21 protein-coding genes and 4 tRNA genes are annotated in these 21890 nt (G+C 43.8%); 10 read left to right on the plus strand and 15 right to left on the minus strand.

Annotation, left to right across the window (positions count from 1 at the left end; translation table 11 throughout):
* Window positions 1–182 precede the first annotated feature (182 nt).
* The 8 genes from MWG72_RS11910 to MWG72_RS11945 form a co-directional block, all read right to left on the minus strand.
* On the minus strand, window positions 183–1172 hold the full coding sequence (locus MWG72_RS11910; protein WP_004279649.1) for a diaminopimelate dehydrogenase: 990 nt from the start codon (window positions 1170–1172) through the stop codon (window positions 183–185).
* A 315-nt stretch (window positions 1173–1487) separates the two neighbouring features.
* Window positions 1488–1931 (minus strand): DUF2726 domain-containing protein, encoded by a 444-nt coding sequence (locus MWG72_RS11915; RefSeq protein WP_114541942.1) that lies wholly within the window; start codon window positions 1929–1931, stop codon window positions 1488–1490.
* Between the two features lie 63 nt (window positions 1932–1994).
* Window positions 1995–2070: transfer RNA gene (locus MWG72_RS11920), tRNA-Asn, on the minus strand.
* A 6-nt stretch (window positions 2071–2076) separates the two neighbouring features.
* Window positions 2077–2152 (minus strand) — tRNA-Asn (locus MWG72_RS11925).
* 290 nt (window positions 2153–2442) lie between these two features.
* Window positions 2443–2518: transfer RNA gene (locus tag MWG72_RS11930), tRNA-Asn, on the minus strand.
* 5 nt (window positions 2519–2523) lie between these two features.
* Window positions 2524–2599 (minus strand) — tRNA-Asn (locus tag MWG72_RS11935).
* 148 nt (window positions 2600–2747) lie between these two features.
* Complete coding sequence (locus tag MWG72_RS11940) at window positions 2748–3374, minus strand: superoxide dismutase (RefSeq protein WP_004646486.1); 627 nt, start codon at window positions 3372–3374, stop codon at window positions 2748–2750.
* Between the two features lie 153 nt (window positions 3375–3527).
* A complete protein-coding gene (locus MWG72_RS11945) occupies window positions 3528–4286 on the minus strand; it encodes a Nif3-like dinuclear metal center hexameric protein (RefSeq protein ID WP_168730735.1) in 759 nt (252 codons plus the stop codon).
* Window positions 4287–4456: 170 nt separating this feature from the next.
* On the opposite strand from MWG72_RS11945, the gene MWG72_RS11950 reads away from it, so the two are divergent.
* The 9 genes from MWG72_RS11950 to MWG72_RS11990 all read left to right on the plus strand — a co-directional run bounded on the left by MWG72_RS11950 (window position 4457) and on the right by MWG72_RS11990 (window position 12462).
* Complete coding sequence (locus tag MWG72_RS11950; RefSeq protein WP_004646487.1) at window positions 4457–5638, plus strand: S1C family serine protease; 1182 nt, start codon at window positions 4457–4459, stop codon at window positions 5636–5638.
* A gap of 137 nt (window positions 5639–5775) precedes the next feature.
* On the plus strand, window positions 5776–6033 hold the full coding sequence (locus MWG72_RS11955; RefSeq protein WP_004730148.1) for a hypothetical protein: 258 nt from the start codon (window positions 5776–5778) through the stop codon (window positions 6031–6033).
* 80 nt (window positions 6034–6113) lie between these two features.
* Window positions 6114–6905 carry a pyrimidine utilization protein D gene (gene rutD / locus MWG72_RS11960; RefSeq protein ID WP_247144125.1) on the plus strand — a complete coding sequence of 264 codons (792 nt, stop codon included), beginning with the start codon at window positions 6114–6116 and terminating at the stop codon, window positions 6903–6905.
* 337 nt (window positions 6906–7242) lie between these two features.
* Window positions 7243–8349 (plus strand): pyrimidine utilization protein A, encoded by a 1107-nt coding sequence (rutA, locus tag MWG72_RS11965; RefSeq protein ID WP_247144126.1) that lies wholly within the window; start codon window positions 7243–7245, stop codon window positions 8347–8349.
* Window positions 8346–9107, plus strand: coding sequence for a pyrimidine utilization protein B (gene rutB / locus MWG72_RS11970; RefSeq protein WP_247144127.1), 762 nt, complete (start codon window positions 8346–8348; stop codon window positions 9105–9107). The genes rutA and rutB overlap by 4 nt, the downstream gene beginning before the upstream one ends.
* Window positions 9108–9140: 33 nt before the next feature.
* Window positions 9141–9521 carry a pyrimidine utilization protein C gene (rutC, locus tag MWG72_RS11975; protein WP_004646493.1) on the plus strand — a complete coding sequence of 127 codons (381 nt, stop codon included), beginning with the start codon at window positions 9141–9143 and terminating at the stop codon, window positions 9519–9521.
* Between the two features lie 145 nt (window positions 9522–9666).
* A complete protein-coding gene (gene rutF, locus MWG72_RS11980) occupies window positions 9667–10182 on the plus strand; it encodes an NADH-dependent FMN reductase RutF (protein WP_406935373.1) in 516 nt (171 codons plus the stop codon).
* Between the two features lie 33 nt (window positions 10183–10215).
* Window positions 10216–11571, plus strand: a complete 1356-nt coding sequence (rutG, locus tag MWG72_RS11985; RefSeq protein ID WP_247144128.1) for a pyrimidine utilization transport protein G — start codon at window positions 10216–10218, stop codon at window positions 11569–11571.
* A gap of 51 nt (window positions 11572–11622) precedes the next feature.
* Window positions 11623–12462, plus strand: coding sequence for an NAD(P)-dependent oxidoreductase (locus MWG72_RS11990; RefSeq protein WP_247144143.1), 840 nt, complete (start codon window positions 11623–11625; stop codon window positions 12460–12462).
* A 134-nt stretch (window positions 12463–12596) separates the two neighbouring features.
* On the opposite strand, the gene MWG72_RS11995 is transcribed toward MWG72_RS11990, so the two are convergent.
* The 3 genes from MWG72_RS11995 to lipA form a co-directional block, all read right to left on the minus strand.
* Window positions 12597–12989, minus strand: coding sequence for a carboxymuconolactone decarboxylase family protein (locus MWG72_RS11995; protein WP_005107404.1), 393 nt, complete (start codon window positions 12987–12989; stop codon window positions 12597–12599).
* A 172-nt stretch (window positions 12990–13161) separates the two neighbouring features.
* Window positions 13162–15666 carry an acyl-CoA dehydrogenase gene (locus tag MWG72_RS12000; RefSeq protein ID WP_247144129.1) on the minus strand — a complete coding sequence of 835 codons (2505 nt, stop codon included), beginning with the start codon at window positions 15664–15666 and terminating at the stop codon, window positions 13162–13164.
* Between the two features lie 354 nt (window positions 15667–16020).
* Complete coding sequence (lipA, locus tag MWG72_RS12005; RefSeq protein WP_247144130.1) at window positions 16021–17034, minus strand: lipoyl synthase; 1014 nt, start codon at window positions 17032–17034, stop codon at window positions 16021–16023.
* Between the two features lie 213 nt (window positions 17035–17247).
* Between lipA and sthA the strand changes: the two genes are divergently transcribed.
* Window positions 17248–18663, plus strand: coding sequence for a Si-specific NAD(P)(+) transhydrogenase (gene sthA, locus MWG72_RS12010; protein ID WP_004646501.1), 1416 nt, complete (start codon window positions 17248–17250; stop codon window positions 18661–18663).
* A 96-nt stretch (window positions 18664–18759) separates the two neighbouring features.
* On the opposite strand, the gene MWG72_RS12015 is transcribed toward sthA, so the two are convergent.
* The 4 genes from MWG72_RS12015 to MWG72_RS12025 all read right to left on the minus strand — a co-directional run bounded on the left by MWG72_RS12015 (window position 18760) and on the right by MWG72_RS12025 (window position 21853).
* Window positions 18760–19089, minus strand: coding sequence for a four-helix bundle copper-binding protein (locus tag MWG72_RS12015; RefSeq protein WP_247144131.1), 330 nt, complete (start codon window positions 19087–19089; stop codon window positions 18760–18762).
* A gap of 278 nt (window positions 19090–19367) precedes the next feature.
* Window positions 19368–20333, minus strand: a complete 966-nt coding sequence (locus MWG72_RS12020) for a TauD/TfdA dioxygenase family protein (protein WP_247144132.1) — start codon at window positions 20331–20333, stop codon at window positions 19368–19370.
* A 178-nt stretch (window positions 20334–20511) separates the two neighbouring features.
* The gene (locus MWG72_RS15555; RefSeq protein ID WP_004646503.1) at window positions 20512–20646 is read right to left on the minus strand and encodes a hypothetical protein; all 135 of its coding nucleotides are present in this window, start codon (window positions 20644–20646) and stop codon (window positions 20512–20514) included.
* Entirely contained in the window at window positions 20639–21853 is a 1215-nt protein-coding gene (locus MWG72_RS12025; RefSeq protein WP_247144133.1) for an MFS transporter, read from the minus strand. The genes MWG72_RS15555 and MWG72_RS12025 overlap by 8 nt, the downstream gene beginning before the upstream one ends.
* Window positions 21854–21890: the final 37 nt, after the last annotated feature.

Below are 21890 nucleotides of genomic sequence, written 5' to 3' on the forward strand. Positions count from 1 at the left end.
TATCTAGAATCCCTTTGCACTTGTCTAATACTGCAAATGTCTGTGTAGTAGATAGTTGCATGGGTTTCTGCAAACGATGATTTGACTGTAGATATTCGATACTTAGTAATTAGGCAAGCCGTATTCTAGAATGGAAAAATATAGCCACCCATCATCCGATCGGTGGCTATATTTAAATCATCTTAAAGCAATTCTTTGCGCAATTGTTCTGAAGATTTAATTGAAAGTAGGGCAGGTGCTACATCTAGGGCTGTTTTGGCACCATATTGCTGAGTTTGATTCAGACGGTAGCAGGCACGGGCATAAGCCACTAGAACACTTGCAGTAAACTCTGGATTGCTATTCAGCTTTAAAGAAAACTCAATCACCTGTTTTTGTGCATCACTGGTATTACCACTACGAATGACAAAACCGCCATGTGGCATATCTTGGTGATCTTTCAGTAAAGTTTCCTCACTGATAAAATTCACAGTCGTATTATAATCTGCAAAATAATCAGGCATGCTGACGATGGTTTGTTCAACTGTTGCTGCATCAGCTCCTTGTTCCAAGACCACATAACAGTCACGATGATGTTTATCTTTGGTGCTTAACTCAGGTCGTGCGCCACTGCGGACTTGTTCAATAGCATCAGTGGATGGAATAGTATATTGCACACCGGCTTTTACACCCGGTACACGGCGGATCGCATCTGAATGGCCTTGACTTAAGCCTTTACCCCAAAAGGTATAAGTTTCGCCATCTGGTAATAGCGCTTCACCAAATAAACGGTTAATCGAGAACATGCCAGGATCCCAGCCAATAGAAATCATGGCTGTTTTTTTGTTAGCAAGGGCGGGTGCATCGACTGCAGCATAGTATTCCGGAATACGTGCATGCGTATCAAAACTATCTACAGTATTGAATTTACTTGCAAAGATAGGCGCCTGTTGTGGCAAGTCATCTTTAGAGCCGCCACAAAGAATCAGTACATCAATTTTATCGCTAAACTCATTTAATAGTGCATCCATGCTATACACTTGAGTTTCTGCAAAGCAAGGAGAGACGCTGCTTGGTGAGCGGCGAGTAAAAATACCGACAAGCTGCATATCAGGATTTTTTTGGATGGCAGTTTCAACACCGCGGCCAAGATTACCGTAACCCGCGATACCAATACGAATAGAATTTTGCATAAATAAATGATCACTGAATAAAAAACAACGCCAAAAATAAGCAAGGTGATGATGGCCGGAAATGGAACAGGCCGATCAGGTCATCTGACTTATATTTTGTTTTCGAAAGGATTATAGAGCGATAACTTAAACTTTATCACCCTAATCCTGCAGAAAGGCAGGTTTAACTGAGAATGCTTTAGAAGAGGCGCTAAATTGGACGAGGATTGGCTAATTTTGAAGCACTAAAAGCTGCCGAGAAATTAAAAGCGGAGCAGGAGGCTTTGATCAATCCAATTTAAGCTACACCGGAAAGTACCGCAATTGCAGCTTAACTTATCTTAAATCCCTTTGCAGTTGTCTGATAGTTGGAATCTGGGTGTATCGAATCACGGTATAGCCTGCTGCAATCAGCATGGCATCACGTTCAGCATCTTCCTGTTCTTTGCCAATATGACTGGGATCATCCAGTTCGACAATCGCCACTACATTATATTCACGATCAAGTACTACGAAGTCTGTGACTTTACGATTGAACTGATTGCGCATTTTCATCTGATCGTGCGTGATCAAAGCGCTAAACGCGACTTGTGCCAGAATGTGATGATGAGGAAAGGCATCTTTCAGACGTGTAAACATCCTGCTTTCAAAAGCAGTAATGACGCGCTTGGGATAGAATTTCTTTTGACGGGTGAAGATATGCGGAAAGAGCAGGCAAACTAAGGTAAAACTTGCCAGACAGCCAATCACAAAAAATATAAACTGACTCAAATTAAACACAGATCACAAAAGGGGGAGAATAAAAAAAACCCACTTCGCAATGAGTGGGTTTCTTCAGAATCTTGGCTCTCCCACCTGGGCTCGAACCAGGGACCTGCGGATTAACAGTCCGTCGCTCTACCGACTGAGCTATGGGAGAATAGATTGGCTCTCCAACCTGGGCTCGAACCAGGGACCTGCGGATTAACAGTCCGTCGCTCTACCGACTGAGCTATTGGAGAATCTGACAGCGATTATAGAGAGATTTGAAAAGGGGTCAAGGCACTTTTAGAAAAAAGCTGCAGAAATTACATCAAGTGTTTTAAAAATAGTCGAAAAGGTTTGTAGTTCAAACTGTTATGTTTATGTAAACCGGTTCTAATAACAAAATCGCGATCATCCTGAATTTTGATAAGTGATCTGGATCATAAGAAATGAGCGGTTGATCGTGCATATAAATCAATATGATCTCAATTTTAAAAACACAAGTATAAAAAAACCCACTTCGCAATGAGTGGGTTTTTTAGAATCTTGGCTCTTCCACCTGGGCTCGAACCAGGGACCTGCGGATTAACAGTCCGTCGCTCTACCGACTGAGCTATGGAAGAATAGATGGCTCTCCAACCTGGGCTCGAACCAGGGACCTGCGGATTAACAGTCCGTCGCTCTACCGACTGAGCTATTGGAGAATCTGATCGGCATTTTAGGGATGAATAACCAGGTCGTCAATCAATTAATGTAAAGAAATGAATTGTTTGCTTCATAAATATTCATTTAGAGCCTAAAAATAAAAAAATCACCCGAAATGGGTGATTTTTTTAGCAAAGAAATAAAAAATTATTTCTCAACACCTGCAGGCTGACCTGCATATTTCGCATTTGCATAATCCCAGTTTACTAGGCTTTCTAGGAAAGTAGAGATGTACTTAGGACGAGCATTACGAAAATCGATGTAGTAAGCGTGTTCCCAAACGTCAATCGTCAACACTGCAATTTTACCGTGCGCCATTGGCGTATCAGCATTTGAAGTTTTCATGATAGAAAGCTGACCGTTTACTTCGTCAGCCACTAACCAAGCCCAACCTGAACCAAACTGAGTAGTTGCAGCAGCAGCAAATTCTTCAGCAAATTTTTCATAAGAACCGAAAGCTTCGTCAATTTTTGCAGCCAAAGTACCAGTTGCTTTACCGCCACCGTTTTTAGCCATACAGTTCCAGTAGAACGTGTGGTTCCAAACTTGAGCCGCGTTATTGAAAACACCTGCTTTAGAAGCATCACCAGCAGTTGCTGTAATAATTTCTTCTAGAGTTTTGCCTTCAAGCTCAGTACCAGCGATCAGGTTATTCAGGTTAACCACATACGTATTGTGGTGTTTGTCGTGATGGTATTCTAAAGTTTCCTTGCTGATGTGTGGAGCAAGATCTTCGTAGCCGTAAGGTAATGCTGGTAAAGTAATGGTTGTCATGTTTTCAATTCCTTGCATTTTGCTGGGTTTTAACAATAAGTGGCTTTATTGTAATAGATAATCGGGCAGAAATGGGCATCGTGTATAAATAACAATACAGAATAAAGCCTGAAAATATATGAATAAAGCCACTGATCATAACCGTCAGTCGAATTAAATCGGATTGTTTAATTCGAAATAATCATACTCAATATTAAACTGTTCTGAAATAGCCTTGGCCAAGCGTTGCACACCGTATTTTTCAGTCGCATGATGGCCACAGGCATAATAATGGACATTCAGTTCCTGAGCTTCATAAAAGGTGCGTTCGCTCACTTCACCTGAAATATAGGCATCACAATCTTGTAGTGCCGCTTTTTGAATATAATCCTGCGCACCGCCGGTACAGAAACCGACTTTATGGATTTGAGTTTTGTCTGCAGGCAGATGAATCGCATCAAAGCCCAGCTTTTCTGAAACATAATTTTTAAAATCTTCCGGACTCATTGGCTGTTTTAAATAGCCAATATTGCCAATCGGACGTTTTTCACTCGGATCCAGCTGTTCGATATTTTCGAGTTCTAATAAATCCGCAATGGCAGCATTATTTCCCAGAGTTGGATGACTGTCTAAAGGTAGGTGATAGCCAACCAGTGAAATATCATTTTGAATCAGGGTTTTAATGCGTTTACCACGCATTCCCGTAATCGGATAGGCTTCTCCTTTCCAGAAATAGCCATGATGAACCAGCAATAGATCAGCGCCTTGCTCAATTGCAGCTTCAATTGCACTCTGGGAGGCGGTCACGGCACAGAGGATTTTATTCACTTCGGATTTGCCTTCAATCTGCAAGCCATTCGGTGCATAGTCCTTAAATTCACGTGCTGCCAAAGTTTGGTCACACCATTGAATAATATCGTTCAAATTCGCCATAAAATTCCTGTAAGTTTAAAAACTTGCCCATATTTATCTATAGGTCTAATTGTAACTAAAGCTGCACAAATCTCTGTGGAATTTTTTGTGTTTAGTTATGTATTTCGCATTACAATAGGACACAAATTACTTAGTCATCAACGAATTAAAATATTTTAGAGGATAGCAACGTGCGCCGCACCTTTACATGGTTACCCTGGGTGTTACTGATTTTAGTCATTATCGGTTTTTTGGGGTGGCAACAACTACAAAAACCAAAGGCACCAGTTGCGCCAGATGGTGTCAAAATGCCTGCTGAAAAAGTAGAGCCGTTGATTGATACGTCGCGCTCAGGAGGCGTGGTCTCCTATAGTGCTGCTGTAAAAGTGGCAGCACCCGCTGTCGTGAATATTTTTACTACCCAAAAAGTCAAGCAACAGGCGCATCCTTTACTGACCGATCCGGTATTTCGTGAATTCTTTGGCGATCAGTTGCCTGACCAGTATGGACAAAGCCCGAATGAAAACAGTTTAGGTTCGGGTGTAATTGTACGTCCAGACGGTTATATCCTGACCAATAACCACGTGATTGCACAGGCCGATCAGATTGTAGTGGCTTTGCAGGATGGTCGTCGTGCTGAAGCCAAGGTGGTCGGAACTGATCCGGATACCGATCTGGCTGTGATCAAGATTGAACTGACGCAATTGCCAGTTTTGCCATTTAAACTCAGTGGCAATGAAGTCGGTGATGTGGTTCTGGCCATTGGTAATCCTTTTGGTGTTGGGCAAACCGTGACGCAGGGGATTATCTCAGCAACGGGCCGTTCAGATTTGGGTATCAATACCTATGAAGACTTTGTACAGACCGATGCTGCAATTAACCCGGGTAACTCGGGCGGTGCACTTATTGATGTCGCTGGTAATTTAATTGGCGTCAATACCGCAATTTTCTCGCAGTCTGGTGGTTCGCTGGGGATTGGTTTTGCCATTCCGGCCAAAATTTGTCAGCAGGTGATGAATGCCATTTTGAAAGATGGCCGTGTGGTTCGTGGCTGGTTAGGGATCAGCTTATTACCTGCAGAGCGTGATGATGTCCTGCAACCCAAAGAAAAAGGTGTGACGGTCGCAGAAGTGCTACCGGATGGACCTGCTGCCAAGGCTGGAATCCAGCGTGGCGATAAGATTATGAAAGTAAATGAGGAAGAGATTAGTTCTGCCTCACATCTGATTAATTTTGTGGCCTTGCAAAAGCCAAACAGTACCATTCAGATTGAAATTGAGCGGGCAGGAAAAACCATGATCCTAGAGGTTGTGGTGACTGAACGTAAGGCACAAGACAGTGCTTCACAATATATTCCTCTGCCAGGCCAATAAGTTTGATTAAAAAAAATCCCTCATGATGAGGGATTTTTTTTATACTTTCTTTCAGCATGTTCTGATACAAAAGTGAAATATTAAGCGTTTTATAAATCATTTAGCTTAGTGAAATAACATTAAAAGAGAAAATAAAAATGAATTTTATGACGGCAGATCAGGCCAAAATTTTATCTAATGTTGCTAACCTGAATATTGAAATGTATAAGCCACGTCTGGCGCAACTGATTGAAGATAATGCCCGGCAAGGCAATACAGCGGTACTGACAGTTTTTCCCAAACATCTGCCTTTGGAAGATATCCGTGCCTTGTCTGCCGAGTTAACAGATCTGGGTTATAACGTACGTTTTGAAGTACAAGAATTTTATTACAGCTTTAATGTCTACTGGCTGTAATTTTAACAGTTGTTCAAAAAAGGTCCTGTTTAGGCATATATTTTGCTGCGTTCATCTCATATTTAAACTATGAGAAATTTATGTCTTTATTTATTCATCATGCAGCATGGGTTGATGCGCCTTATGTAGTACTTTCCTCCGGATTAGGCGGACATGCCAGTTTCTGGAATCCACAAATTGAGGCTTTGCAGCAATATTTTCATGTGGTGGCCTATGATCAGGAAGGTTGTCATTCGGATTCTGAACTGTTGCCAACGCCTTATTCCGTAGATCATATGGCCCGGCAGATCCTGGATTTATTGATTAGCCACAATATTCGTGAGTTTCATTTTATGGGTCATGCGTTGGGTGGGCATATTGGCATGCAACTCGCAACCTATCAGGTTGATAAAGCGTTTAAGTTATTCAGCCTGACTATGTTGAATGCCTGGGGAGAACTGGATTCACATACCCAAAAATGTTTTCAGGCACGCACATCATTATTGTTGAATGGCGGAGCCGAGGCTTATGTGCGGGCACAAGCCTTATTTCTGTATCCTCCACACTGGATCTCGACACATCTTGACCCGTTAACAGAAGCAGAAAATAAGCAGTTATTAGTCTTTCCACCGATCCAAAATGTTCTGGCACGCTTACAAGCTGTACAGGCCTTTAAACTGGAAACAGAGCATCAACAGGCACTCAAAGATGTTCCAATCCATCTGATTGCCAATCAGGATGATTTTCTGGTGCCTTATCAACGCTCGCAACAACTTCAGCAATTATTGCCGTATAGTCAGCTCAGTCTGTTTGCAACAGGAGCGCATGCTTCTACAGTGACTGAAACCGCCCAGATCAACCAAAGCATACTGCAATTTGTAAAATCGGTCTGATATTTTCAACATGTCACTTTGTTTGCTCAAGCCAGAACCTGTTTCTGGCTTTTTATTTTTTCTAATGAATCATTTTTATGGTTTTTACTCAAAATCTGATTCTTCCTAAACGCGATGATGATCAATCTTAATGCACCTGAATGAAACACGATGAGCAAAATTGATTCATATGTGGAAATCATTATTTTACTAAAAATTCAAAAATATAAATATTAAGTATTTGAAAATAAATAACTAAAAATAATTGGTATGCGGTTTGCAATATTTTCAACATAAATAAAAAACCTGAATTGGCAACAGGATTTTGAATATTGGTTAAAAATAATGAGGTGTGAAAATGAAAATAGGTGTCTTCTGTCCAATTGGAAATAACGGCTGGTTACTCTCTGAAAATGCACCACAGTACATGCCGACTTTCGAGTTAAACAAACAAATCGTGCAGCGTGCTGAACACTATGGTTTCGATTTCGCACTTTCCATGATCAAGCTGCGTGGCTTTGGTGGCAAGACCGAATTCTGGGAACATAACCTGGAAACTTTTACCCTGATGGCGGGTCTCGCAGCGGTGAGCAGCAAAATTCAAATTTATGCAACGGCAGCCACTTTGGTCATGCCACCGGCAATTGTGGCACGTATGGCATCTACCATTGATTCTATTTCTAATGGCCGTTTCGGTCTGAATGTGGTGACCGGCTGGCAGCCACCTGAATACACCCAGATGGGCATGTGGCCTGGCAATGACTACTTTGGCAAACGCTATGATTATCTGTCTGAATATGTACGGATCCTGCGTGAACTTTGGGCGACTGGCAAATCAGACTTTAAAGGCGAGCATTTCCAGATGGAAGACTGCCGTGTGAGTCCACGCCCACAAGCAGATATGAAAATTATCTGTGCTGGTCAGTCGGATGCCGGTCTGGAATTTTCTGCGCAATATGCTGACTACAACTTCGTGTTTGGTAAAGGGCTGAATACACCGACCGCTTATGCAGAAATTAATGACCGCTTAAAGGAAAAAACCGATGTCACCGGCCGTGAAGTACAAACTTATGTCCTATTTATGCTGATTGCGGCAGAAACTGATGAAGAAGCTCAAGTGAAATGGCAACACTATAACGATGGCGCAGATATGGAAGCGATTAACTGGTTGATGAATCAGGGCGGGAAAGACACGACTTCCGGTGCAGATACCAATATCCGTCAAATGGCGTCTAGCGTATCTCCAGTGAATATCAATATGGGAACCTTGGTGGGTTCTTATGAAAATGTGGCACGAATGTTGGATGAAATTGGCGAGATCAAGGGCACTGAAGGTGTGTTGCTGACCTTTGATGATTTCGTTCAGGGTGTAGAAGATTTCGGTCAGAAAATCCAGCCATTGATGAAATGCCGTGACCATATTGTGATTGAGGGTGAAGCACCTGTACTGGAGAAAAGCGCATGAGTGAATTAGTGGTAAGGGCCGGTTTTACTGAAAAACTCGGTACCGGAAAATCGCTTAAAGCTGAGCCTGAAGCAATCTGCCTTGCACCTGAACAGACTGCCCTGATTGTGATTGACATGCAGAATGCCTATACCTCGCAGGGCGGCTATCTGGATCTGGCGGGGTTTGATGTCTCAAAGACCAAACCAGTCGTAGAGAACATTAAAAAGGCAGTCGATGGAGCGCATGCGGCCGGTATTCAGGTCATCTATTTTAAAAATGGCTGGGATGCAGAATATAAGGAAGCAGGTGGTACGGATTCTCCGAATTTCCATAAATCCAATGCCTTAAAGACCATGCGTAAACGTCCTGAATTACAGGGTCAATTGTTAGCAAAAGGCGGTTGGGATTTTGAGCTGATTGATGAGTTAAAGCCACTGCCACAAGACCTGGTGATCGAAAAGCCACGTTATAGCGGTTTCTTTAATACCGCGCTGGACAGCATGTTACGTGTGCGTGGTATTCGTAATCTGGTCTTTGTCGGGATTGCCACCAACGTTTGTGTAGAGTCGACACTACGTGACGGCTTCTTTCTGGAGTATTTCGGTGTAGCACTTGCCGATGCCTGTCATCAGGCAGGTCCAGTCGAAGCCCATGAAGCCAGTCTGTATAACATCAAGACCTTCTTTGGCTGGGTGTCAGATACTGCAAATTTTGTCGATACCTTTCAAAAAGAAAGTGAGTCACTAAAAGAAACTGAATTGGCTGTAAGCGCGTAAAGAATTAAAGAACAGAATTAAGGAAAAAATAGTATGCCTAAAGAAATCATTATTCCAGCAGGAACATCGAAACCATTAGCACCGTATGTACCGGCAACCAAGGCAGACAATATTGTGTATGTATCCGGTACATTGGCCTTTGATGAAAATAATAATGTGGTGCATGTCGGTGATGCCGCAGCACAGACCCGTCATATTCTGGAAACCATCAAGCGTGTGATTGAAGAAGCAGGCGGCAGTATGGATGACGTGACCTTTAACCATGTCTTTGTCAAAGACTGGGCAGATTATGCTGCGATTAATGCAGTTTATGCAGAATATTTCCCGGGAGATAAACCGGCACGGTATTGCGTACAGACAGGTTTGGTCAAACCTGATGCGCTGGTCGAAATTGCTTCGATTGCCCATGTATAAGCCGATCCACCTGATTCAATCTCATTACTAGATGCCCCAGGTCTGAAACTGAATATTGACTTGGGGGCGGGAGAACAGCATGAATGCCAAACTATCTAAAATCATCACAGAGACAGTTGCAGAAAATAAAGCATTAAATAAGGTTTTGGCGACTAACGCATCGGGTGACATCTTTACCCAGGTCGATCAGCAGATTTTCCGTCAGGGCATGTCTAATCTAGGTGCTGCAGTGAATGTCATTACCACGCAAGGCGATGCAGGAATGGCTGGATTTACCGCTTCGGCCGTATGTAGCGTGACGGATACACCACCAACGTTACTGGTGTGCCTGAACCGTTCTGCGTCAGTCTATGAAACCTTTAAAAAGAATCAGGTGTTATGTGTGAATACCCTGGCATCACATCAACAAAATCTTTCCAATCTGTTTGGTGGAAAAACACCAATGGCAGAGCGTTTCAGTCAGGGGAACTGGAAAACTTTGGTGACCCAGTCGCCTGTACTTGAAGATGCCTTAGTCAGTTTTGACTGCGAGGTGGTCCAATGTTTATCCGTAGGCAGTCATGACGTGCTGTTCTGTGAGGTGAAAGCCATGTGCCAGAGTCAAGGCAATGCGCTGATGTACTTCAACCGTTCTTACTGTGAGCCACACAAAATGTGCTAATTCAATTCAATCCTAATCAAGGAGGGGAAGCCGATGCAAGAAAAAGAAACGTGGTTTCCAAAATTTAAGCCTTACCAAGGCAATCTCGATACCACACCCGTGCAAACAGATGAATATCTGCCTGCTGGAAAAAGTATTATTCTCGGGTTGCAGCATGTGTTTGCCATGTTTGGCGCAACCGTGCTGGCACCCTTATTAATGGGGTTTGATCCCAATCTCACGATTTTCATTACCGGGATTGGGACCATTTTATTTTTCCTGATCACGGGCGGTCGATTGCCTAGTTATCTGGGATCCAGCTTTGCCTTTATTGGTGCGGTCGTCGCAGTTACAGGTTATTCCGGAGTTGGTGCGAATCCTAATATCGGACTGGCGCTTGGCGGTACCATTGCCTGCGGTATTGTTTATGCCTTGATTGGTTTGCTGGTCATGAAAACCGGTACCAACTGGATTGAAAAACTGATGCCGCCAGTAGTGACAGGCGTGATTGTGATGATCATTGGTTTGAACCTGGCGCCAGTCGCAATTAAGAGTGTTTCAGCGAACCAGTTTGATTCGTGGATGGCATTAATCACCATTATCTGTATCAGTGTGATTGCTGTGTTTACCCGAGGAATGGTACGCCGTTTACTGCTGTTATTAGGCCTACTGTCTTCCTACCTGATTTATTTCCTCTTCACTAATGTGATGGGCTTCGGACCTGCGATTGATTTCAGCAAAGTCAGTGAAGCAGCATGGTTTGGTCTGCCAAATTTCCAGAGTCCAGTCTTTGAAATGAATGCGATGCTGATGATTGCACCAGTGGCCATTATTCTGGTTGCGGAAAATCTGGGACACTTTAAGGCAGTCTCTGCGATGACCGGTAAAAACCTGTCACCGTATATGGGACGCGGTTTCTTTGCTGATGGGGTGTGTACTTCATTATCCGCTTCTGTCGGCGGTACCGGGATGACGACTTATGCTGAAAATATCGGTGTGATGGCAGTCACAAAAGTGTATGCAACCACCGTGTTTATCTTTGCCGGGATCTTCGCTATTTTGCTGGGCCTTTCACCTAAATTTGGCGCGGTGATCAGTACCATTCCAGTAGCTTTATTGGGTGGCGCATCGATTGTGGTCTTCGGGTTGATTACCGTGGCGGGTGCCAAAATCTGGGTGGATAACCATGTTGATTTTACCAAGAACAGTACCCTGATTATTGGGGCGGTGTGTCTGATTATGGGGACAGGTAATTATAGCTTGCAGATTGGTGGTTTCGATTTGGGTGGTATCGGTACTGCGACTTTGGCTGCGATTTTGTTGAACCTGTTCCTAAATCGTGGTGAAGATAAAGAATTGCCTGAACCTGCATCGACCGCAACAGAAGTTGAGGTTAAGCCAGTCGCTTAATATAAGGAGTATTTTTTGAGTCATACAGTTGCATTTTTAGGACTTGGGGCAATGGGCTGGCATATGGCCTCCCATTTGCCAAAACTCGGACATCCGGTTTGGGTCTGGAACCGGACTGAACAGAAAGCGCTAGATCATGCTCAATCTTTCAGGACTCTGGCAGTGGGTATTGAACAGGCGGTTCAGGCAGATTTTATCTTTTCCTGTTTGCCGACCAGTCAGGATGTGGAAGCATTAATTGAGGCACATCCACCCAAGCAAGGTGCAATCTGGATTGACTGTACCAGCGGTGTGCCGGAATTGGCGCAAAAACTGGCAAACCTACTGGAGCAACAGGGAAGTTATTATCTGGATGCTCCGGTATCTGGTCAGACTGTTGGGGCAGAAAAAGGCACTTTGACCGTGATGGTGGGAGGAAATGTATCCGCTTTTGAGCAAGCCAAACCGGTCATTGCTGCTTTTGCTGGCTTGATTGAATATGTGGGAGAAAGTGGTTCCGGTTTTGCAGTGAAAGCCGTGAATAATACCTTAATGGCGACTCACTTATGGGCATTGGCTGAAGGCTTGACTGTACTGAAAGGGCAGGGAGTTGATTTAAGCAGTGCGTTGAACTGTATTAATCATTCTAGTGGTAAAAGCAGCATGTCAGAAAATATCATGGCACAGCGGGTTTTAAGCCGTGAGTTTCATAAAACCTTTGCGCTGGATTTATTGCAGAAAGATATTGGTATTGCTTTGGAACTAGTGCAACAGCAGCAACTGGATTTATCAGTGATGTCATTGGTGCAACAACAGTTTCAGCAGATTGCCAAACCTCAGGCCAGTCAGCTGGATTTCTCTGCTGCGGTGCAAGGACTGGAACAGCGGACTCAAATTGAATTAAGAAGATAATCTTTTCAAACAATATTAAAGACAGTGTTAAAGAAGTTATAGCTATAGATATATCAGTTTAAAATTTAAAAAGCCGGGAATTTTAATTCCCGGCTTTATTTATTCATTAGGCAGCTCAATAGCCTTAGTAAATCTTAATTCTGTTGATTTGCCTGATATTCCTGAATCACTTCGAGCGCTGCACGAAACGCTTCCTGGGTTGCCGGTGCACCGCAGTAAGGCAGGCTATGCAACAACACTTCCTGAATTTCCTCAACCGTTGCGCCGTTATTTAGGGCACCTCGCACATGACCTTTTAGTTCAGTGGGACTTTTTTGCGCGGTTAGAAATGCAATGGTAATTAAAGAACGATATTTACGCGGTAAAATACCTTCACGTTGCCAGGTCGAACCCCAGGCATGTTCATTAATCCAGTCCTGTAATGGCTGGGTAAAAGGCACGGTATTTTCCTGAGCACGCTGCACAAAGCTTTCCCCCATTACTTCAGTACGGACTTTCAAGCCATTTTCATAATCTTGTTGTGACATGCTTTATCCTCAATTTTATTATTGCTTTAGCTTAACGCTTTTAAGCCAAAATACTATCGTGCAATAGTCGTAAAAAAAAGTGGCTGAAAAGCCACTTATGAAGCTTCCAAAGTGAGGTATTGAAACATGGCTCCACTCTGGAATTTATGACACCTTTGATCAAAAGTTTGATTTAAGGTGATACTGAGTGTGAAGGATCAGTTTGCACTGAAGTATCGGTACCTGTAGCATCTTCCTTGATGAGATACGGATTCTCAAGCTCTAATACCTCATTCAAATGCAGATCGAATACATCGGTCAACATGCTGTCATAACGGCGCGCATTATAGTGCAGCAGTTTTTCTGCTTCCTGATCATTAATAAAGCCTTGTAGCTGTGCATCGGCTACATGCTCAGCAAAACTGAGTCCTTTAAATTGTCCTTTATTTTCAGCTTTTTTAAAGCGATCCCAGAGTTTTTCAATCTCGAGTAGCAGATTGAAAGTAGATTCCATACGGCCAGTGACATCATTTTCATTAATATTATAGTAGACATGTTTTTTGAGTGACTGCCGGAAAGCATTGTTTTCCATCATGCTGTTTGCTACCTGTTGTTTCAGCTGGTCTGATGGTTTCTGTACCGGACGGCCAAATGGGAAACATAGCAGTTTGACCATGCCTGCTGCTGCACCTGATGGAAAGTTGGCAAACAGGTCAAAAAATGCTTCTTGCGCTGTATACAGAGACTTTTCTACCGCAAGCTGTGCATGTAAACGCTCATCTTCAGTCTTTTTGCTATGCTCAAAATATTTCAGAATTGAGGAAGCAATAAACAGATGTGCATGAATATCGGCCAGACGACCCGAAAGCATTTCCTTACGTTTGATATCCCCTGCGAGTAAACCTAGGCACATATCCGCAGTTAAAGCAAAGTTGGCACTCAGCCGATTAATGATCTTATAATAAGGCTGGGTGAAATCAACCGCACTTTGCGGCGCAGCACTTGAGCCACCTGTAAAGGTATAGGCAAAGGAGCGAGCAGTCCGGTTAAAGGTGTAACCCAAATGCTTAAACAGCAAGTTATCAAAAGGATTTAGAGCCGCTGCCGAGTCTTCTGCCTGTAAGAGCTGTAATTCTTCATATAGATAAGGATGGCAGCGCATTGAACCCTGTCCAAAAATCATCAAGGAACGACTGAGAATATTGGCACCTTCGACGGTAATGGAGACTGGAATTGCCTGATAGTAAGGTGCCAGAAAGTTACGCGGCCCCATCTGAATGGCACGACCACCGACCACATCCATGCCGTGATTGACCACTTTACGCATGCCTTCAGTTGCATAGTATTTGGCAATCGCCGTCATTACGGCAGGCTTGCCACCCTGATTCAGACCACAGGTGACCAGATAACGGAAGGCTTCCAGCATATAGGTGTCACTGGCGATTTCACTATTGGCTTCCTGAACACCCTCAAACTTACCAACTGAAATCTTGAATTGCTGACGAATACGAGAGAAAGCACCCACATTTAAATAAGTCATTTCTGAAGTAGAAGTAGACAGCGCTGGTAGGGAAATGCCACGACCGACTGCCAAACATTCCATCAGCATGCGCCATCCTTTACCGGCATTTTTTACGCCACCTATAATCCAGTCCAGAGGAATAAACACATCTTTACCTTCAACCGTACCATTCATAAATGGCGGTCCCGGGTTATGCCGTGGTCCCACTATTACGCCTTCATGACTGGCAGGAAGCAGGGCACAGGTAATACCGTATTCAGTCTGTTCACCCAAGAGATGATCGGGGTCATACATTTTAAAGGCCAGGCCTACTACTGTCGCAATTGGAGCTAACGTAATCCAGCGTTTGGAAAAATTCATTCTCAGGCCTAAGACTTCCTGACCTTCAAACTGGCCATAGCAGACCACGCCCGTATCAGGAATCGCACCGGCATCCGAACCGGCCTCTGGACTGGTCAAACCGAAACAGGGAATTTCTTCACCACGCGCCAGACCCGGCAGATAACGGTTTTTCTGTTCTTCGGTACCGTAATGCAGCAACAGCTCACCCGGTCCGAGTGAATTCGGCACCATACAACTCACAGCTGTGGTCAGAGAACGCGAAGCAATCTTGCTCATCACCCGACTTTGGGCAAAGGAGCTAAAGGCACGACCGCCGTATTCTTTGGGAATAATCAGGCCTAAGAAACCATGTTCCTTAATATATTGCCAGACATGATCAGGCAGCGCTTTCTGCTCATGGATTTCCCATTCATCCAGCATGCTGCACAAGGTCTCAACCTCATTGTCCAGAAAAGCTTGTTCTTCTAGCGATAATTTGGGATAGGGATAACTGTTAAAGGTTTCCCAGTTCGGTGCACCCATAAACAGTTCTTTTTCCCACCAGCTGGTTCCGGAGTCCAGTGCTTCACGTTCTGTCGGGCTGATACTCGGCATGGCATTGGCCAGTGCTTTATAGGCCGGTTTAGAAATGAACGACATACGTAAAGGGTCGATCATCACCGCAAGGCTAATCAGGATGAGCGGGATACCAAGAATCAGTGACCACGGACTAAGAAAGGCACAGACCACTGACACGACCATCAGCACGATTGCACCCGCACTACGCGAGAGCTGAAAATAGAAAACCGCCCATAAACTCAGTAATAGCAGTAGTACAGCAAATATAAATAGCATTGTTATAGTTCTCCAGATTTATACAACGCTGCCTGTGCCGAGATCTCATAGAATTTTTGTCACAGTTCATTCATTTTTTTTGTCGCTTGAGGATCGGACAGGTTCAGCATTGCACGTGTGAGAATGATCGTTTTCAACTCTTGCAACGATATTTTTAAATCTTTCATCTATTTTTGAGATTGTTTGAAAAATGCTCAGTCTTCAAGTGAGAACGCGCAAAGAAATGTGAAGATAAGTAATGACTTAATCTTATCTAAAATAAAAAATGGGGTTTAAGGCTGAGTAAAATTTTAAATATGGATATTAAAAAGCCCTCTACTTGAGAGGGCTTTTATTTCATTGGTTTAAACAGGATTAAGCTTCAATGGCCTGAACTGCAATTTTTTTGGCAGGATCCACTTTACGGCGCACTGCTGGAACTGGTTCGCCGTAATATTGGCGGTCAGCAAAGTAGCTTGAACGAACCATTGGTGCTGCCCAGATATTGCGGAAGCCCAGTTTTTGGCCATGTTCGGTATAACGTTCGAATTCTTCAGGTGTCACAAAGCGATCAATCGCTGCATGTTCTTTTGAAGGCTGTAAATATTGACCAATCGTCACATAATCTACGCCATGTGCATGCAGATCATCAAGCAGGGCAAGCACTTCTTCTTCAGTTTCACCAATGCCGACCATCAGACCACATTTAGTTGGTACGTCCGGGCAGTATTCTTTAAACATTTTCAGCAGGTTTAAAGAGTGCTGATAGTCAGAACCTGGACGCATGGCTTTATACAGACGTGGCACTGTTTCGATATTGTGGTTGAACACATCTGGCGGGCATTCAGTCATGATGCGCAGCGCGATATCCATACGACCACGGAAATCTGGCACCAGAATTTCCAGCAGGGTATTCGGGCTTAGAGCACGCGCTTCTTTAATACAATCGACAAAATGCTGTGCACCGCCATCCAGTAAATCATCACGGTCTACCGAAGTGATCACTGCATATTTCAAACCCAGATTGGCAATAGTTTCTGCCATATGACGCGGTTCATCTGCATCGAGTGCATTTGGACGACCATGAGCCACATCACAGAACGGACAACGACGGGTACAAATATCGCCCATAATCATGAAAGTCGCAGTACCGCCACCAAAACATTCAGGCAGGTTTGGGCAGGCGGCTTCTTCGCACACCGTATGTAATTTTTGCTGACGTAGTGTGGTTTTAATACGTTGAACTTCTTCAGGTGCCGCCATTTTCACCCGGATCCAGTCCGGCTTACGTGGCGTTTCAACCGTAGGAACAACTTTTACAGGAATGCGGGAAACTTTTTCCGCACCGCGAAGTTTGACGCCCTGTTCAGGTTTACGGTTTTCAGACATATTCAACTTTTCCACTGTTTTTGAAGGGGGAGATACTCAAAGATAGCGCAGTTATTATAACGGACTTCGTTCTAAATAGGGCAAAAAGGGGTATTCATTTAAAAAATGTTCTTATCAAGCAATATATGTGAGTTAAATACACCAAATCAACAGGATTTACGTCATAATAAGAGTGTAGATTAAAGTGAATTTTTTAATTTTGAGGAGCGTTGAATGCCACGTAAAAAAGAGGTCGTTAGTGGGACTTTCGTTAAATATGATGCGGTAGTTCTAGGTTCGGGCCCTGCGGGCGAAGGCGCGGCAATGAAACTTGCCAAATCTGGTAAGCGTGTTGCAATCGTTGAGATGCGTGAACAGCTGGGTGGTAACTGTACCCATGTCGGTACGATTCCAAGTAAAGCATTGCGTCAAACAGTATCCAGTATTATCCGTTATCAACGTGATCCACTGTTTCAAAAAGTTGGGGACTGGAAGCAGTTCACCATGAAGCAAGTGTTGCGTCACGCACATAAAGTTATTCAACAACAAGTAGATACACATTCACGTTTCTACGACCGCAATAAAATTGATATTTATCATGGTCGTGCTTACATTCAGGATCAAAATACCATTTTTGTATTTAACCCAGATGGCATTAAAGAAACGCTGATGTTTAAGCAACTGGTCATTGCCAGCGGCTCGCGTCCATATCGTCCAGACATTCTTGATTTTAATCATCCGCGTGTATTTGATTCAGACAAAATTCTGGATCTGGACTATTCCATCCAGAAAATCATTATTTATGGCGCAGGTGTAATCGGTTGTGAATATGCCTCGATCTTTATTGGTCTGGGACATAAAGTTGACCTGATCAACACCCAGCACAAACTTTTAAGCTATCTGGATGATGAAATCTCTGATGCACTGTCTTATCACTTGCGTGAACAGGGTGTATTGATTCGTCATAATGAACAGATCGACTTTTTAGAAACATTTGATGACCATGTGGTGATGCACACGCAAAGCGGCAAGAAAATCAAAGCTGATGCAATTTTGTGGTGTAATGGCCGTTCAGGCAATACCGATGGTCTAGGTCTTGAAAATGTTGGCCTGAAACCGAACAGCCGTGGTCAATTGACTGTGAATGATCAATATCAGACTGAAGTTGAAAATATCTATGCTGCCGGTGATGTGATCGGCTGGCCTTCGCTAGCCTCTGCTGCCTATGACCAAGGTCGTTGCGCGGGTGCCAACATGAGCGGCGAGAAAGACGTTGCACCGGTGACTGATATTCCAACCGGGATTTATACCATTCCTGAGATTTCTTCGATTGGTAAGACTGAACAGCAGCTGACTGAAGAAAAGATTCCGTATGAAGTCGGTCAGGCATCATTCCGTCATTTGGCACGTGCACAGATTACCGGTGATACCATGGGCGAATTAAAGATTCTGTTCCATCGCGAAACGCTAGAAGTTTTGGGTGTACATTGCTTCGGTAACAATGCCTCTGAAATTATCCATATTGGTCAGGCGGTCATGAACAGCCCGAATAATACGATCAAGTACTTTGTAGAAACCACGTTTAACTATCCGACCATGGCGGAAGCGTATCGTGTAGCGACACTGAATGGTATGAACCGTTTATTCTAAGTGAGATATTTGACTTAGACAGAAAAACCGCAAGTCTTCACTTGCGGTTTTTTTATTGGAATTGATTAAGTCAGTCAAGTTGATCAAATTGAATTTTTAAGCAGCCATTTTTCGGCATTCTTCAACACAGCGGCGGCATGCTTCGGCACATTGCTGACAATGTTCATGTTGGTGCTTGCCACATTCTTCTGCACAGTAGTCACATGCTTTGGCGCAAAGTTCACATATCTCATGCATGAATGGAGACTGCTTTTGTTCCATACGGGCACACAGCTGGCAAATATCTGCACAATCCAGACAGCGCTGGATACATTCCCGCATCATCTCCAGATCTTCTTCTTTAAGACAGGCACTGGCACAGTTGGCACATGCCAGGGAACAGTTCATACAGGTTTGAACACAATCTGAAAATTGAAGCTGATTCATTGTCGTTTCCTCTTTCCATAGGTTTATTGCTGATTTTCTAATACGCTAAGCAGAAAAAGGAAAATACACCAGACAGATTAAGTGAGAAAAAGTAAACAGCTACTTTGTTTTGTTAAGGAATTTACTATCTATACTTATATTCAGAGTTAGATATTTTATTATTCGAGAAAATAAAAAACCATTGAGCCGGTCAAAGTCTCAATGGTACAGGATTTACATGTGAGTCATTATTATCGAAGGTTGTAATGACCTTTCTTGTTATTGTATTTTTCTCATTTCTAAAACGGACGGCTACCGGCCAGACTGATGCGTTTTAATAAACGGCGCTGATCAGCCGGGAATGGACGGCGGGAGTGCAAAGTCACCTGATTATCCCAGAACACGATATCGCCCACTTCCCAATGATGTTCATAAGCGAATTCAGGTTTTGAAATATGCTCACGTAATTTTGCGATCAGTTGACTGCCAGCCTGATCATCATAATTGACCAGTTCGACCTCGGTATGCGTGTTTAACCAAAGCGCTTTACGGCCAGATTCAGGATGAGTGCGCACCAGTGGGTGCGGATAGGCATGACTTAATATGGGCTGATCTTTAAAGCGATACAGTGGGCTATTGCCGTAACCTTGATCAACAGCCTGATCTCTGGTTTTTTGGCGTCGCACAAAAGGGTTGTAAGTAATCAGTTGCAGCTGATCAATCTGTGCTTTGGTTTCTTTATCGAGTGCATCATAGGCTTTAATGGTGTTGATCCAGCTGGTCTGTCCGCCGTCCTGAGGCAGTTCAATTGCATACAGAAGGGAACCAAAAGAAGGTAGGGGTGTCCATTGATGATCGGCATGTGGAGTGAGTTCACCATGCCCGGTATAATCTCCCTGACCGACGGCATTGGAAACCGGCACGACATCGGGTGGAACACCGCTATCGGACTGCGCAGCCAGTACTGGTGTGTCTGCACCTGGGCGGAAAATGGAACCGAAATAAGTTGAAAATGCCAGATACTGCAAATCATCCAGACTTTGCTGTTTGAAGATCAAAATCAGGTGCTCGGCCAGCGCCTGTTTTAATTTCAGAATGGTGTCAGATGACTGTGCTTTACGGGCATCCAGACCATAGACCACTGCGCCTAAGGCCTGACCGGTTTGCGGTACAATCTTGATTTCAGCCGGATGTTGAAATTGATCTTGCTGATGCCAGCGTGGGGCATCATGAATCGCTTGTGAAAGTTGGGTTAAGCTGGTCATTATCAAGTCTCAGAATTTTCTTATTAATAAGAATCTAAGAAAATTCCAGACTGAAATAAAATCAAAAGAAATGATAAGTTTATGAATAATCTGTTATTTTTACTATTCAGTTGATTTTGAAACATTTAACTTATTGTGCGATGGATTGCGCATTTTCTGCTGAGGATATTTCGACAGTTTAGTGTGCGCAGAAAGCCTGATTAAAATATTCAAACAGCTGAGGGGTTTGTAACCACAGGCCAATCGACAAAGCCAGTAAAAGCAGGATTGCCACCACAATCGAGAGTTTGAGTTTCAGTAGAGAATCAGTCATGGACGATTTGCTCCTCATTGACCCAGAAATGCACCAGTACGCCAAAAATGCTGAGGACAATTGATAGCATCCACACCGCATTATAATTGCCGCTCAAATCATGGTTGACTCCACCGAGCCAGCCACCGAAAAACGAGCCAACCTGATGGGTAAAGAACACAATGCCACTGAGCATGGTCAGATATTTCACCCCGAACATATTCGCCACAATACCATTGGTCAGCGGAACGGTTGATAACCAGAGTAGTCCCATAATGACACCAAAGGTATAGACTGTCCATGTGCTGAGAGGCAGCATGAGAAAAGCAATAATCGCAATTCCACGCAGGGCATATAATCCCATTAACAGATGCGGTTTGGAATATTTGCCACCAAGCCAGCCGGCCGTATAGGTGCCTACCACATTAAACAAACCCACTAAGGCTAAGAAAATTGTACCAGTTGTGGCATTAAAGCCATGATCAATCAGATAGCCCGGCAGGTGGATGCCAATAAAAACGACCTGAAAACCACAAACAAAAAAGCCCATGGCCAGAAACCAAAAGGGTTTATGATTTTTCACTACCACCAGAATCTGTTTAAAGCTGAGTGAGACTTTATTGGGGGTAGAGGCTGCATTGGGATGAACATACATCGGTGCTTTCAGCATCCAGGCCAATGGCACAATCAGGGCAATCAGAATGGCACTGAATACTAACGCTGCTGACCAGCCAACATTTTGTAATAGCAACAGGGTCGAAGGCAGCATGATAAACTGACCAAAAGACCCGGCCGCACTGGCAATACCCATCGCCAAACTGCGTTTTTCTGGTGGTGCCGCACGCCCGACCGCAGATAATAACACCGGAAATGAGGTGGCAGACAGGGCGAGACCCAGAATCAGACCTATACTCAGATTAAGCAATAATCCGGTTGAGCTAACTGCCATCAAGAGTAGACCGATTGCATATAAGGCTCCGCCTACAGCTACCACAATCTTGCTGCCATATTTATCGGCAAATGCCCCGGTAATCGGCTGAACTGCACCCCAGATCAGGTTTTGCATGGCAATGGCCAGGCTAAAAACATTATGACCCCAGCCAAACTCTTCGCTCATCGGCACCAGATACAAGCCAAATGCATGACGTACACCCAATGACAGTGCCAAAATGATGGCGGAGCCAATCAGCATAAAAATAAGAGCTTTGGAAAATTGACTGTCAGCCATACGTCATTCATGCCTATAAAGTTGATATGTATAGTAT

The sequence above is a fragment of the Acinetobacter lwoffii genome (genome assembly GCF_022967985.1).
In the GTDB taxonomy this organism is placed as follows: Bacteria; Pseudomonadota; Gammaproteobacteria; order Pseudomonadales; family Moraxellaceae; genus Acinetobacter.

Excerpts from the sequence above, each read along its gene's own strand:
- MWG72_RS11910 (WP_004279649.1), bottom strand. The coding sequence starts at position 1,172 with ATGCAAAATTCTATTCGTATTGGTATCGCGGGTTACGGTAATCTTGGC.
- MWG72_RS11940 (WP_004646486.1), bottom strand. The coding sequence starts at position 3,374 with ATGACAACCATTACTTTACCAGCATTACCTTACGGCTACGAAGATCTT.
- MWG72_RS11945 (WP_168730735.1), bottom strand. The coding sequence starts at position 4,286 with ATGGCGAATTTGAACGATATTATTCAATGGTGTGACCAAACTTTGGCA.
- MWG72_RS11955 (WP_004730148.1), top strand. The coding sequence starts at position 5,776 with ATGAATTTTATGACGGCAGATCAGGCCAAAATTTTATCTAATGTTGCT.
- rutD (WP_247144125.1), top strand. The coding sequence starts at position 6,114 with ATGTCTTTATTTATTCATCATGCAGCATGGGTTGATGCGCCTTATGTA.
- rutA (WP_247144126.1), top strand. The coding sequence starts at position 7,243 with ATGAAAATAGGTGTCTTCTGTCCAATTGGAAATAACGGCTGGTTACTC.
- rutB (WP_247144127.1), top strand. The coding sequence starts at position 8,346 with ATGAGTGAATTAGTGGTAAGGGCCGGTTTTACTGAAAAACTCGGTACC.
- rutC (WP_004646493.1), top strand. The coding sequence starts at position 9,141 with ATGCCTAAAGAAATCATTATTCCAGCAGGAACATCGAAACCATTAGCA.
- rutG (WP_247144128.1), top strand. The coding sequence starts at position 10,216 with ATGCAAGAAAAAGAAACGTGGTTTCCAAAATTTAAGCCTTACCAAGGC.
- MWG72_RS11990 (WP_247144143.1), top strand. The coding sequence starts at position 11,623 with ATGGGCTGGCATATGGCCTCCCATTTGCCAAAACTCGGACATCCGGTT.
- MWG72_RS11995 (WP_005107404.1), bottom strand. The coding sequence starts at position 12,989 with ATGTCACAACAAGATTATGAAAATGGCTTGAAAGTCCGTACTGAAGTA.
- MWG72_RS12000 (WP_247144129.1), bottom strand. The coding sequence starts at position 15,666 with ATGCTATTTATATTTGCTGTACTACTGCTATTACTGAGTTTATGGGCG.
- lipA (WP_247144130.1), bottom strand. The coding sequence starts at position 17,034 with ATGTCTGAAAACCGTAAACCTGAACAGGGCGTCAAACTTCGCGGTGCG.
- sthA (WP_004646501.1), top strand. The coding sequence starts at position 17,248 with ATGCCACGTAAAAAAGAGGTCGTTAGTGGGACTTTCGTTAAATATGAT.
- MWG72_RS12015 (WP_247144131.1), bottom strand. The coding sequence starts at position 19,089 with ATGAATCAGCTTCAATTTTCAGATTGTGTTCAAACCTGTATGAACTGT.
- MWG72_RS12020 (WP_247144132.1), bottom strand. The coding sequence starts at position 20,333 with ATGACCAGCTTAACCCAACTTTCACAAGCGATTCATGATGCCCCACGC.
- MWG72_RS15555 (WP_004646503.1), bottom strand. The coding sequence starts at position 20,646 with ATGACTGATTCTCTACTGAAACTCAAACTCTCGATTGTGGTGGCAATC.
- MWG72_RS12025 (WP_247144133.1), bottom strand. The coding sequence starts at position 21,853 with ATGGCTGACAGTCAATTTTCCAAAGCTCTTATTTTTATGCTGATTGGC.